This is a genomic window from Corallibacter sp. (assembly GCF_048381695.1).
In the GTDB taxonomy this organism is placed as follows: Bacteria; Bacteroidota; Bacteroidia; order Flavobacteriales; family Flavobacteriaceae; genus Corallibacter; species Corallibacter vietnamensis.
This window is the reverse complement of record NZ_JBLXHI010000002.1, coordinates 328,920-342,540: the sequence shown is the minus strand read 5'-3', so window position 1 is coordinate 342,540 and position 13,621 is coordinate 328,920. Positions and strand designations below refer to the sequence as shown.

The following is a 13,621-nucleotide window of genomic DNA, read 5'->3' as shown; positions in this document are numbered from 1 at the left end:
TGTTAAGGATTCTTAAAGTTTTAGAGATTATAAGTCTAAAACTTGACATGACTTCATATTTCTTGTATACTAAAAATAGCAGATGTGAAACAATACGCATCTATAAAGAATTTATTGAAATTTAAATGTCAAAGAAAATGAAGTATTCAGAAGAAATTTCAAACAAATTAAACAACTTATTAGTGAAAAATTATGACGCTGAAAAGGGTTATACTAACGCTATGAACAATGTAGAAAATCCAAACCTTAAAATGTTTTTCAAACGAAGAGCATCAGAGCGTAGTCAGTTTGCTAAAGAACTACGAACAGAAATTTTGCAATATGGCGAAGTACCAGAAGAATCAGGTAGTTTAAAAGGTACAGCTCATAGAGGTTGGATGAATTTAAAATCTACATTTACAACAAATGACGAAGAAGCTATTCTAGAGGAAGCAATTCGTGGAGAAAAAACAAGTCTAGATGAATATAAAGATGTTTTGAAAGATAGAACGCTTCCGCCAAGTATTGATGCGATTTTAGTTAAGCATAAAAATGCCATACAATCGGCAATTAATACAGAAAAAGTTCAAGAAGAGCTCGTATCCTAAATTATTAAACTAAAAAAAATAAACGCAACCTATCAGGTTGCGTTTTTTGTTTACAACTGTTTATAACTTTCGGTCAAAAAACTAATAATTATTCTTAATTTTAACCTTCTTATTTTTCAAGATAAAACCATTTTATGTACTTAATTTTTGATACCGAAACAACCGGATTACCAAAGCGTTGGGATGCCCCTATTAGCGATACCGATAACTGGCCAAGAGCTATTCAAATTGCTTGGCAGTTGCATGATGCGCTTGGTAATTGTATTGAGCATCAAGATTATTTAATAAAGCCTGAAGGATTTAATATTCCTTATGATGCCGAGAAAATTCACGGTATTTCTACCGAATTAGCAGAGGAACAAGGTGTCTCTTTATCTGAAGTTCTTGAGAAATTTAATGAAGCATTAAACAAAACCACGTTTATAGTTGGTCAAAATGTTGGCTTTGATGTCAATATTATGGGAGCCGAATTTTATAGAGGCGATGTTGCAAATAAATTGCAAGAATTACCAGTGCTTGACACCTGTACCGAGCATACAGCGCAACTTTGCCAAATTCCTGGTGGTCGTGGTGGAAAATTTAAGTTACCAACCTTAACCGAGTTGCACGAATTTCTATTCAATAAACCTTTTGCTGAAGCGCATAATGCAACAGCCGATGTTGAAGCAACAACACGTTGCTTTTTTGAATTAATTCGTCGTGAAGAATACACGATTGAGCAATTAGACGTTCAGCCTGATTATTTTCAGAAATTTTCTGAAGCTAATCCGCAGGAAATTCAACTTATCGGATTAAAGCACATCAACCTAAAGCGTGAAAGTGCTAAAATTCGTGAGCGTCTTCAAAAACAGCAAACAAGTACCATTTCAACCGAGGAAATAAAACAAAATATTTCCGATTTAGCAGAAGTTGATTTTGTACACCTTCATAATCACTCGCAATTCTCAATATTGCAGTCTACAATGAGTATTCCTGATTTAGTTTCGGCTGCTGCAACGCACAATATGCCTGCGGTTGCACTAACAGATCATGGGAATATGATGGGTGCCTTTCATTTTATAAATGCGGTAAACAATCAAAATAAAAATATTGAGGCTGCTATAAAAGCTGCCGAAGAAAAAGGAGAAACAACTGATAAGAAACTTATTAAACCCATTGTAGGTTGTGAGTTTTTTGTTTGTGAAGATCATACAGATAAGTCCAGAAAAGACAATGGTTACCAAATTGTGCTTTTGGCAAAAAATAAAAATGGGTATCATAATTTAGCAAAATTGTCTTCGCATGCCTTTGTAGATGGGTTTTATTATGTGCCTCGTATTGACAAAAAACTTATTGAACAATACAAAGAAGACATCATTGTTTTAACTGGAAACTTGTATGGGGAAGTTCCAAGCAAGGTGTTGAACATTGGTGAAAACCAAGCTGAAGAAGCCCTGATTTGGTGGAAAGAACAGTTTGGAGACGATTTGTATGTTGAGATTATGCGTCATAATCAAGAAGACGAAAATCGTGTAAATGATACATTGGTGAAGTTAGCAAGAAAGCATGATGTTAAGCTGGTTGCAACTAACAATACCTATTATCAAAATCAAGAAGATGCCAATGCGCATGATATTTTATTGTGTGTAAAAGATGGTGAAAAACAAGCCACACCAATAGGTCGTGGACGTGGTTATCGCTATGGTTTACCAAATCAAGAATATTACTTTAAGTCTTCTGATGAAATGAAGACGCTCTTCAAGGATTTACCTGATGCAATTTCTAATACGCAAGATATTCTTGATAAAATTGAAGCTTTTCAGTTAGCTCGTGATGTACTGTTACCAGCGTTTGATATTCCTGATGAATTTAAGCATGAAGAAGATTTAGTTGATGGTGGAAAACGTGGGGAAAATGCCTATTTACGACATCTGGTTTACGAAGGCGCTAAAAAGCGTTATGGCGACCCGCTATCTGAAGAAGTTACAGAGCGTCTCGACTTTGAGTTAAGCGTTATTGAAAACACAGGTTATCCTGGATATTTCTTGATTGTAGAAGATTTCATTCGCGAAGCTAGAAATATGGATGTATCGGTTGGTCCAGGACGTGGTTCGGCTGCTGGATCGGTAGCCGCTTACTGTTTGTGGATTACCAACATAGATCCTATGAAGTACGACTTACTTTTTGAGCGTTTCTTAAATCCTGATCGTATTAGTATGCCTGATATTGATATTGATTTTGATGACGAAGGCCGAAGTCGTGTTATGGATTACGTAATTAAAAAATATGGTGCTAATCAAGTGGCGCAAATTATTACCTACGGAACCATGGCTGCCAAATCTTCTATTCGTGATACAGCTCGTGTATTAGATTTGCCACTATTTGATGCTGATAGAATTGCCAAATTAATCCCAAACATGTCTAAACTAAATAAGATATTTGGTTTAGATGAAAAAGCATTAGCAGGTAAGTTTAGATCGGAAGAATTAGAGAAAGTTAATCAGCTTTTAAATATTTCTGAAGGCTCTGATTTGGAAGCAGAAACCGTAAACACTGCGCGTGCGCTTGAAGGTTCTGTAAGAAATACAGGTATACATGCTTGTGGTGTGATTATTACACCAGATGATATTACCAAATTCGTTCCGGTGTCTGTAGCAAAAGATTCCGATTTGTATGTTACCCAGTTTGATAACTCGGTTGTAGAATCGGCAGGACTTCTTAAAATGGATTTCTTGGGATTAAAAACCTTAACCCTAATTAAGGATACAGTCAAGATTGTAAAAGCAAAACATGGTATTGAGCTAGATCCTGAAAGCTTTCCGTTAGATGATGAAGAAACCTATGCGTTATTCCAACGTGGTGAAACGGTTGGCGTTTTTCAGTACGAATCTCCTGGAATGCAAAAACACCTTCGCGATTTAAAACCAACGGTGTTTGAAGATTTAATTGCGATGAACGCTTTGTATCGTCCAGGTCCAATGGAATATATCCCAAGTTTCGTTCGTAGAAAGCATGGTGATGAAGAGATTGAATACGATTTACCTGCTATGGAAGAATACCTTAAAGAAACCTATGGTATTACCGTTTATCAAGAGCAGGTAATGTTGTTGTCGCAAAAACTTGCAGATTTTACCAAGGGTGAAGCCGATATGCTTCGTAAAGCCATGGGTAAAAAGCAAATTGCGGTACTAGATAAAATGAAACCGAAATTTATTGAACAAGCTAGTGCAAATGGTCATGATGCCAAAGTACTTGAAAAAGTTTGGAAAGACTGGGAAGCCTTTGCAAGTTATGCCTTCAATAAATCGCACTCAACATGTTATGCGTGGATTGCTTATCAAACAGCTTATTTAAAAGCGCATTATCCTGCCGAATATATGGCTGCGGTACTTTCAAATAACATGAACGATATTAAATCGGTTACCTTTTTTATGGAAGAATGTAAGCGAATGAAATTGAATGTACTTGGACCAGATATTAACGAAAGTTATTATAAGTTTTCAGTAAACCAAGACAACGCAGTGCGTTTTGGTATGGGAGCCATAAAAGGGGTTGGTCATGGAGCTGTAATGACTATTGTTGAAAACAGAAAAGAAGATGGTCATTATAAATCTATTTTTGATTTTGCTAAACGTATAGATTTGCGTGCTGCTAATAAAAAAGCTTTTGAAAACCTAGCGCTTGCTGGTGGTTTTGATTGTTTTAAATCGACGCATCGTGCGCAATATTTTCATGATGATGGCGATGGAATAACCTTTTTAGAAAAAGCCATAAAATATGGTGCAAAGCATCAAGAAAATGAAAACTCTGCACAAGTAAGTTTGTTTGGAGAAGCAAGTGATGTGCAAATAGCTGAACCACAAGTGCCACCTTGTGAAGAATGGGGAACCATGGAAAAATTGGCAAGAGAGAAAGAAGTTGTTGGTATTTATATTTCAGGGCATCCTTTGGACGACTTTAAAGTTGAAATGAAAACGTTTTGTAATGCCAACTTATCATTGCTAAACGATTTAGAAACCTATGTAAATAGAGAGTTAACATTTGGAGGCGTAGTGACAGATGTGCAACATCGTGTAAGTAAACAGGGTAAAGGTTGGGCATTATTTACTGTTGAGGATTATGATGCTAGTTATGAGTTTCGAATTTTTGGTGAAGAGTATTTGAAATTCAGGCATTTCTTTGTTGTGAATTCGTTTGTGTACATTAAACTTTTTGTAAGAGAAGGTTGGGTGAATAAAAACACAGGGATAAAAGGAGAACCAAGAATACAGTTTAATAGTTTTCAATTATTACATGATGTCATGGATACTTATGCCAGAAAGCTGTCTATTCAGCTTCATATAAATGACTTGCAAGAAAAGCGAATAGTTATTTTAAAAGAATTGATTCAAGAACATGCTGGAGAAAAACAGTTGGATTTTGTTGTCTATGATAATGAAGAAAAGATAAAGCTAAATATGCATAGCCGAAAACAAAAAGTAAAGATTTCTCAAGAGTTGCTTAATCATTTAGAACAACACGATTTGTATTACAAGTTGAATTGATAGTTATATTTACGCAAAAGGATTGAGCGGCATCTTTGAGCTCCTCAAAGAGAGCGAATAGTGAAATATTTATAATCACGAGTTCCGTAGAAAATGAAAATACATGAATAAAACCCAGTTTATGCGCACAAAAAACCTGTAAATAATTCAAACTAATACATACATAAACAAAACAAATTGTCATGCTGTAAGTTTTGGTAAATTTTTTGACTAATATTGCATATAAAATCGAAGTAAAACACATTTAAATAAAAGATTATGGCATTAGAAATAACAGATGCAACGTTTGAAGAAACTGTATTAAAAAGTGATAAACCAGTAATGGTTGATTTTTGGGCTGCTTGGTGTGGACCATGTAGAATGGTTGGACCAATCATTGATGAAATAAGTAACGAATACGAAGGTAAAGCTGTTGTAGGTAAAGTTGATGTTGATGCTAACCAAGAATTTGCTGCAAAATACGGAGTGCGTAATATACCAACTGTTTTAGTATTCCAAAACGGTGAAGTAGTAGGACGTCAAGTAGGTGTAGCACAAAAAAGTGCATATACTGAAGCGATAGACTCGCTTTTATAAAATACTTTCTAAAAGAAAAGATAAAAGGTTTGCTTTAACGGCAAACCTTTTTTAGTTTAGAGCTTGATGAATTTACAGCAAGAACTTAATAAAACAGGAGCTTTTAAAAATCTGGAGCTACTAGCAAAACAAGTCGTAGAGGGTTTTATTGCGGGCATGCATAAAAGTCCGTTTCATGGCTTTTCAGCAGAGTTTGCAGAGCATAAAATCTATAACCAAGGAGAAAGTACCAAGCATATAGACTGGAAACTGTATGCGAAAACAGATAAGCTTTTTACAAAACGCTTTGATGAAGAGACTAACCTTCGTTGTCATTTAATTGTTGATAATAGTAGCTCAATGCACTATCCTGAAATTTCTAATTTTTCTGTAAATAGTTTAAATAAAATTGCGTTTTCTGCTTTGGCATCAGCATCATTAATGCATATGCTAAAGAGACAAAGAGATGCTGTAGGTTTAAGTATTTATAGTGATGCTTATGATTACTACGCACCTGAAAAAGGAAGTGAGCGTCATCATCAAATGTTGTTACATCAATTAAGTAACACGGTAATTTCAAGGCCTGTAAACAAACTTACAGAAACCTATACGTATTTACATCAAATAGCAGAGAAAATTCATAGAAGGTCTCTTATTTTCTTTTTTACGGACATGTTTCAAACAACATCTAAAGAAAAAGAATTGTTTGAAGCTTTACGCCATTTAAAGCACAATAAACATGAAGTTGTGCTTTTTCATGTTTTTGATAGCGAGAAAGAGCAGAATTTTGAATTTGACAATACACCAAAACGTTTTATTGATGTTGAAACAGGAGATTATATTAACGTTTATGCTGATACAATAAAAGACCAATATAAAGAGGCTGTAACTGCATATTTTGAATCATTACGTTTAAAATGCGGGCAATATCAAATAAAATATGTAGAAGCAGATTTAAGAAAAGGATTTGATAATGTGTTGACAACGTATATGATAGAACGAAAAAAGTTTGTTTAGGTAAAAAAAAATAAAAAAAAGTTTAAAAAATATTTGAGATATTGAAAAAGGCTCTTATATTTGCATCCGCAATAGAGCAACGGTCTGGTAGTTCAGTTGGTTAGAATGTCGCCCTGTCACGGCGAAGGTCGCGGGTTCGAGTCCCGTCCAGACCGCAAATATTGCTTAAGCTCCACAAAGTTGGAGCTTTTTTTGGCAATAAGATTTAGTTGTGTTGTTTGGCAGATGTTAAAGTCTGTCAATGGTTTAAGTAGTTAAACCAATGGAAAGCTTTCCTTTTCTCTTTATTGAGAATAGGGATGCTTTTTTGTTTTAAAGCCCTTTTTTAAATACGTTTTTTATTATGCTGAATAAACAACAGTTTTTTTGTAAGAAAAAACCTCAAAAATAACATTTAATCGAAGAAATTTGCTTTTAATCTATTTTTGTAGTATATTTAATATAGCAAATAATACTTTTACGCTCCTTAAAAAATAAATCCCTAATTAATCAATTTGTTTTTTAAGACTATTAATTAATCCACAATGCAAGACACGAGTTTGTCTTGATTCCCTCATAGTTTTTTATTGTTATGTAATGTGCGTATGTGCATGTTATATAAAGTTGTTAATCCATTCCTCCCTCAATCATGGTTTTGAATTTTTCATAACCACAAGTCACGAATATTTTATTTTTTTAATAATTAATAACTATTGTATAACTAAACTTTTTTAATAGCATGAAAACTCTAAAAATTACTTTACTAGCAATCGTATTTGGTGTAACTTTAACTGGACTTAAGTCTAACAACGATGATTTCTCTGAAAAAGATAAAGCATCTAAAACTACAAAAGTAGATTATAACTTCGCAGTTAAAAGACACGTGAAAAAAGGTCAGACAGTTCCTACTCAAGGATAATAATAAAACCTTAAATAAATTTTTAAACCCTTTTTTATAAAGGGTTTTCGTGTTGTATATATTCTCGGTTTATTTTATATTGAGCAAAAGATGCACTTTTCATAAAATATTATAAATTTGGTTGGTATACAATAATTCTACATTGATAAAAAATATATTATTCATACTGTCATTTTCATTAGCAACTGCACTTTATTCTCAAAATCAGGTTTATGACAGTATTTATCATTATAGAGCATTAGCAAAAGACACCAATTTAGATTTAGATGAGCGTATTTTGTTTGCCAAAAAAGCAATTGCTTTTTCAAATAGAAGTAAAAATGATTCCACACTTTTAACAAGCAAGCGATTATTATCTACACTGTACTTGTACAAGCGTGATGTTAACGAGCTGTATGATTTAAACCATGAAAATTTAAAACTAGCAAACTCGTTAAACGATTCATTAGCAGTTGCAAACGTGAGCAATGTTTTGGGTTGGGTTCATTCGGTTAGAAAAGAGATTGATAGTTCCTACTATTACTACTATAAAGCGTCAAAGTTTTTTAAAGGTGTAAATCAAGTGCAGAATGAGGCTGTGGCGTTATTTAACATGGCAGATATTCAGTTTAATGAACGTGATTATATAGGCTGCGAAAAAAATGCTATAGAATCTATTAAGCTTTTTAAAACGCTAGATCAAAATGAAAACACACTAGATTACCTTTGGGCGTTAAATAATCTTATAGCTATTGCCTCTGATGAGTTAGAGCTTTATGATAAAGCAATTGAATACCACAAAAAGGCTTTATCTTATAGTGACAGAATATCAGATAATTACTTATACACATTATACTCTAATAGTAATATTGCATTAATTTATAAAGAGCTAAAACAGTATGATAAAGTTTTAGATATCTATGATAAGCTTTTTGAAAAAAAAGAATTACTAAAGCAAGAACCTAATAACTATGCCTTGATTTTAGGAGATTATGCCTACTCAAAACATTTATCAGGGAAGTATAATAACAAAGAAATAAAGCAAATGCTTACAGAAGCCAATAAAGTAAGTGATAGTGTGCAAGACCCATTTAGCATTATGTCTGTGTCACTAAATGCGGCTAATTTTTATACCAATATAAATAATAAAGACTCTGCGTTAATATATGCAAATCAGGCCTATAAAACAGGCGTTGAAACAAAAACCAATGATGTTATATTGCGGTCTTTAATGTTAAAATCAAAAATTGAAGACCCAAGCAAAGCAAAAGATTATTTATATGACTATGTTAAGTTAAGAGACAGCTTACAAACAAAAGAGCGAGCCATTAGAAACAAATTTGCAAGAATTGAATTTGAAACAGATCAAATAGAACAAGAAAACTTACAAATTACAAGAGAGCGAATGTGGCTTATGGTTTTATCCTCAACACTTGTTATTACTATAATTCTTGTTTATATCATTATATCTCAACGAGCAAAAAATAAAGAACTTAAATTTATTCAAGAACAGCAAGAAACAAATGAAGAGATATACAACCTTATGCTGTCACAACACGATAAAATAGAAGAAGCTAGAGCGGCTGAAAAAAGGCGTATCTCTGAAGAACTACACGATGGAATTCTAGGTAGGCTTTTTGGTACACGATTAAGCCTGGATAGTTTAAATTTTAACACACAACCAGAAGCTATTCAATCAAGAAGCACCTATATCAATGAGCTTAAAAATATAGAACATGATATCCGTAAAGTGTCCCATGATTTAAACACCGATTTCATATCAGGATCAGGATATTTAGATATCATAAAAACTATGGTTGAAACACAAACAAAAGCCTATGGTTTAAAGTATGCAATAAGCAATAAAGATGATATTCAATGGGATGATGTTTCAAATAAAACAAAAATTCACATATATAGAATCATTCAAGAAGCACTTCAAAACATCTATAAACACGCCAATGCTTCAGATGTGAAAATTAGTTTTAAACTTAAAAATAATGTAATTTGCTTAACCATAAAGGATAACGGTTCTGGTTTTGATGTAGATAAAGCCAAAAAAGGTATTGGTTTAAAGAACATGAATTCAAGGGTTAAGGAAATTCAAGGAAAGTTGATTGTTAAATCAGAAAAAGATTTAGGATCTAAAATAATTATTAAAGCCCCAATCTAAAATAAAACAGAATAAATAATGTCAGAGAACATTCGAATATTAATGACTGATGATCACCCTCTAATTACAGAAGGATACCAAAACATATTATTAGCAACAAAAAAAGAACATCAAAATTTAATAATTGATGTAGCAAGCAATTGTGACGAATCCTTAAAATATATGAACCAGGCTGAAGCCTTAAAAAGGCCTTATAATGTGTTTTTTATGGATATCAGCTTACCAGCTTCTTCAGATGGTAAGTTTAACTCTGGAGAAGACCTTGCTGTATATGCAAGAAAACTGTTTCCTGAAGCCAAAATAGTGATATTAACTATGTTTAATGAACCTTACCGAATACATCATATCATTAAAAATATTGCTCCAGAAGGCTTTTTAATAAAAAGTGATTTAACATCAAGTGAGCTGGCAAGTGCATTTCAAGCTGTATTGAATAATCCGCCATTTTATAGTGGTAGCGTTAATAGTTTTATAAGAAAAGCAATTTCAGACGATATAGTTCTTGATGAGATAAACCGAAAAATACTTTATCTACTATCACAAGGTATAAAAACAAAAAATTTAAAAGAGCATATAGATTTATCAATGAGTGCTATAGAAAAGAGAAAAAAGCACTTGAAAACGCTTTTTAATGTAGAAGATGGCAATGATGAAAATCTTTTAACCGAAGCGCGAAATAATGGTTTTATATAATCAAGCTGAAAAAAATGTTAAAATTACAGTTTTTACAATTTTTATTATCTCTTGAATATGTTGATATCACTCAATTTTACGGTTTTTCCGTAATAAGTCTACGGAAAAACCGTAAATAAAATTGAAGCATATATTTTATATTTGACCATCAACGATAATTAATTAATCCCTCAAAAGAAATTTGTTGATAATAGCATTTACACTAACCTCGTGGTTTTCAGTTTTATTTGAAAATCATGAGGTTTCTTCTTTTTATAGCGTAAATATGGCGCTTTTGTGTTCCCAAGCAGTCATTATAAAAAAGCCAAAGTAAACTAAAGCGACAATAAACTTTAAAAACGTACCGGTTAAAAAACCTAAAAAAGATCCAAAAGCAGCTTTTACAGCAGTTTTAGAGTCGGCTTTATTGATAAGCTCCCCAACAAAGGCACCAATAAATGGCCAAATAATAATCCCGAAAACACCAAAAATAGGGAAGAATATAGCGATAATTAACCCTATGGTGGTTCCCCAAACTCCTTTTTTACTACCTCCAAATTTTTTGGTTCCCATAGCAGGTATCACATAATCTAGAGCAAAAACAATTAAAGCGACAGCTAGTGTAATGCCTAAAAACCACCAGTTGTTGTCAACGGCATTTGTAAGGTATAATAAAAGTAGTCCAATCCAGCTCATAGGAGGTCCTGGCAATACAGGAAGAAAGCTTCCTAATATGCCAATAATCATAAAAAGAAAGCCAATACACGTTAGTAAGATATCCATTGTTTTTTTATTTGTATGTCGAAGATACATAAAGAAAGTTACATTTTTTAACTAAAAAATTAGTTCAAACTAAATATTTAGTTATATTTGTATTCAACTAAATTTTTAGTTTTTAAAGAATAATACATTTTGAAACAACATAAGATGAAGCAACTTACTAAAGCAGAAGAAGAGATAATGCAAATACTTTGGCAACTAGAAAATGCTAATGTTAAACAAATGATACAAGAGTTACCAGAGCCAAAACCTGCATACAACACGGTGTCTACAATAGTGCGAATATTAGAGAGTAAAGGATTTGTTGATTATGAAAAACAAGGAAAAGGTCACAGGTATTTTCCGTTAGTGAAAAAAACAGACTATAGTAATCAAAGTATAAATTCTTTAGTAGATAACTACTTTCAAGGTTCATTTAAGAGTATGGTTTCGTTTTTTATGAAGAAAAACGACATTGGTTTAAACGAGTTAGAATCGGTGCTTAAAGAAATAAATAAAAGCGAGAAATCATGATACATTATATAATACAAACCATAGCTTTTCAGCTGGTTTTTTTAATATTTTATGAAGTATTCTTGAAAAAGGAAACATTTTTTAACTGGAACAGAATCTATTTATTAAGTACAGCTTTACTGTCTCTTATTTTACCGTTTGTAAAGGTTGATAGTTTTAAAAATGTTGTATCACAAAACTATATTGTGTCTTTTCCAAAACTTGCCTTTGAGACTCAAACACCCATTGTTTTAGATGAAGTAGTTTTACAAGGAGTCAATACATCTTATGATATGTTATGGTATATATCTGCAATTTTGATTTTAGGCTGTGCGTTGGCATTATTATATTTTTTGTATCGCATAATATCTATAGTAAAGCTTATTTATAAAAATCCAAAAACAAAGCAAAATCATATTCGCATTGTTCAAATGTTGAATAGTTCTGCGGCATTTTCTTTTTTTAACTATGTGTTTTTAGGAGAAAAAATAGATGCTCAAAACAGAGAATCAATATTAAAGCATGAGTTGGTTCATATTAACCAAAAGCACACATTAGATTTACTTTTTTTTGAGCTGCTTCGTATTGTGTTTTGGTTTAACCCTTTTGTTTATATGTATCAAAATAGAACATCTGACTTGCATGAATTTATTGCAGATTCTAAAGCGGTAAAAAACAATAAAAAACAATATTATGAAAACTTGTTATCGCAGGTTTTCGATACCAAAGCGGTATCATTCATCAATCCATTTTTTAAACAATCATTAATCAAAAAACGAATTATTATGTTACAAAAATCAAAATCAAAACAGTATCAATTATTAAAGTACGCCTTGCTAATCCCAATGGTTTTAGGAATGTTAGTCTATGCTTCATGTTCCGATGAAAGCAATCACGTTAAAAAGCAAGACGAATTAAATTTAAGCCAATATTCATACTCATTAAAAAAAGGAGAAGAGTTAGTTGGTGCTAAAAAAGAGATTCATAACAATTATGAAGCATTCTTGAAAAATAATCCAGAATATGTGGCCTGGGCACAAATAAGTTCTGATGAAAGTGAAATAACATATAGTGTTCATTCTAAATTAGAAGAGATTCCAGAAGGATTAACTAGAACAGAAGTGTCTTCTTCAAATGGTTCTTATTTGATGTATACTAATTTACCTAATTCAAATAACGGCAGACCTGAATCAGGAGAATTATTAAACAAAATTGATGCTGTAAAAGAACAAATTGAAGTACAAGGAAACATATCAGATAAAGAGGAAAAAGGTATTGAGTTATTATTTAATATGCTAACTCTAAATGCTGAAAACGTAAACCAAAAATTAATTGAGGATGTTCAAAACTTTAATAATGCAAAAAGCAAAAGTGAGCTACATCAGCGTATTTCAGACTTGTTTTTAGCTATTCAAGAACAAGGTAATATGTCTGTTGAAGAAGAATTATCATTAAAAACGCTATTAACTTTAGTTTCTAAAGCAGGTTTGAATAGTAGCTTTTATGAAGAAGTAAAAGACCGAATCGAGATTCCATTTGCTATTATTGATAAAGTCCCTGAATTTCCAAATAGCAAGGCTTTCGCTTCTCAAGAAGAAAGCAAAGTCTTTTTCAATAATAAAATTAACATGTTTGTCGGTCAAAACTTTAATACAGAGTTAGCGAATACCTTAAAATTATCTGGTGCTCAAAAAATTTCGGTTTTCTTTAAAATAGGCCATGATGGACAAATAAAAGATATAAAAGCAAGAGCGTCACACCCAGAATTAGAAGCTGAAGCCATTCGCGTAGTTAGTATGTTACCAACTATGGTTCCGGGAGAACAAAACGGCAAACAAGTAACTGTACCTTATTACTTGCCAATAAAATTTGAAGTGAAGTAATTGTTGATTATGCTTACAAACTGCATAAATGCAGATTAAAATATAAAAAAATTGTACATTTC

Annotated in this window: 10 protein-coding genes and 1 tRNA gene; 10 read left to right on the top strand and 1 reads right to left on the bottom strand. The window is 32.3% G+C overall.

The annotated features are described in order from the left end of the window. Window positions 1-137: 137 nt before the first annotated feature. From ACN5J3_RS05315 to ACN5J3_RS05280, 8 genes are all read left to right on the top strand, one after another. On the top strand, window positions 138-587 hold the full coding sequence (locus ACN5J3_RS05315; protein WP_418508562.1) for a ferritin-like domain-containing protein: 450 nt from the start codon (window positions 138-140) through the stop codon (window positions 585-587). 134 nt (window positions 588-721) lie between these two features. Further along, a complete protein-coding gene (dnaE, locus tag ACN5J3_RS05310; RefSeq protein ID WP_418511033.1) occupies window positions 722-5,110 on the top strand; it encodes a DNA polymerase III subunit alpha in 4,389 nt (1,462 codons plus the stop codon). A gap of 258 nt (window positions 5,111-5,368) precedes the next feature. Continuing rightward, entirely contained in the window at window positions 5,369-5,686 is a 318-nt protein-coding gene (trxA, locus tag ACN5J3_RS05305) for a thioredoxin (RefSeq protein ID WP_103050957.1), read from the top strand. Window positions 5,687-5,752: 66 nt separating this feature from the next. Beyond that, window positions 5,753-6,682, top strand: coding sequence for a DUF58 domain-containing protein (locus ACN5J3_RS05300; protein ID WP_418511032.1), 930 nt, complete (start codon window positions 5,753-5,755; stop codon window positions 6,680-6,682). An 81-nt stretch (window positions 6,683-6,763) separates the two neighbouring features. Continuing rightward, window positions 6,764-6,837 (top strand) — tRNA-Asp (locus ACN5J3_RS05295). Window positions 6,838-7,400: 563 nt separating this feature from the next. Then, entirely contained in the window at window positions 7,401-7,580 is a 180-nt protein-coding gene (locus ACN5J3_RS05290) for a hypothetical protein (RefSeq protein WP_344726344.1), read from the top strand. A 142-nt stretch (window positions 7,581-7,722) separates the two neighbouring features. After that, window positions 7,723-9,732: an ATP-binding protein gene (locus ACN5J3_RS05285; protein ID WP_418511031.1), complete on the top strand. Its 2,010-nt coding sequence runs from the start codon at window positions 7,723-7,725 to the stop codon at window positions 9,730-9,732. Window positions 9,733-9,750: 18 nt separating this feature from the next. Beyond that, entirely contained in the window at window positions 9,751-10,425 is a 675-nt protein-coding gene (locus ACN5J3_RS05280; protein WP_417290434.1) for a DNA-binding response regulator, read from the top strand. A gap of 252 nt (window positions 10,426-10,677) precedes the next feature. Here the strand turns inward: ACN5J3_RS05280 and ACN5J3_RS05275 are convergent, their stop codons facing one another. Further along, window positions 10,678-11,187: a DUF456 domain-containing protein gene (locus ACN5J3_RS05275; RefSeq protein ID WP_418511030.1), complete on the bottom strand. Its 510-nt coding sequence runs from the start codon at window positions 11,185-11,187 to the stop codon at window positions 10,678-10,680. Between the two features lie 144 nt (window positions 11,188-11,331). Here ACN5J3_RS05275 and ACN5J3_RS05270 point away from each other — a divergent pair, with 144 nt between their 5' ends. Then, the gene (locus ACN5J3_RS05270; RefSeq protein ID WP_418511029.1) at window positions 11,332-11,697 is read left to right on the top strand and encodes a BlaI/MecI/CopY family transcriptional regulator; all 366 of its coding nucleotides are present in this window, start codon (window positions 11,332-11,334) and stop codon (window positions 11,695-11,697) included. After that, entirely contained in the window at window positions 11,694-13,559 is a 1,866-nt protein-coding gene (locus tag ACN5J3_RS05265; RefSeq protein WP_418511028.1) for a M56 family metallopeptidase, read from the top strand. Before ACN5J3_RS05270 ends, ACN5J3_RS05265 begins: the two co-directional genes overlap by 4 nt. The last annotated feature ends 62 nt before the right edge of the window (window positions 13,560-13,621 follow it).

Excerpts from the sequence above, each read along its gene's own strand:
- ACN5J3_RS05280 (WP_417290434.1), top strand. The coding sequence starts at position 9,751 with ATGTCAGAGAACATTCGAATATTAATGACTGATGATCACCCTCTAATT.
- dnaE (WP_418511033.1), top strand. The coding sequence starts at position 722 with ATGTACTTAATTTTTGATACCGAAACAACCGGATTACCAAAGCGTTGG.
- ACN5J3_RS05265 (WP_418511028.1), top strand. The coding sequence starts at position 11,694 with ATGATACATTATATAATACAAACCATAGCTTTTCAGCTGGTTTTTTTA.
- ACN5J3_RS05270 (WP_418511029.1), top strand. The coding sequence starts at position 11,332 with ATGAAGCAACTTACTAAAGCAGAAGAAGAGATAATGCAAATACTTTGG.
- trxA (WP_103050957.1), top strand. The coding sequence starts at position 5,369 with ATGGCATTAGAAATAACAGATGCAACGTTTGAAGAAACTGTATTAAAA.
- ACN5J3_RS05300 (WP_418511032.1), top strand. The coding sequence starts at position 5,753 with ATGAATTTACAGCAAGAACTTAATAAAACAGGAGCTTTTAAAAATCTG.
- ACN5J3_RS05275 (WP_418511030.1), bottom strand. The coding sequence starts at position 11,187 with ATGGATATCTTACTAACGTGTATTGGCTTTCTTTTTATGATTATTGGC.
- ACN5J3_RS05290 (WP_344726344.1), top strand. The coding sequence starts at position 7,401 with ATGAAAACTCTAAAAATTACTTTACTAGCAATCGTATTTGGTGTAACT.
- ACN5J3_RS05315 (WP_418508562.1), top strand. The coding sequence starts at position 138 with ATGAAGTATTCAGAAGAAATTTCAAACAAATTAAACAACTTATTAGTG.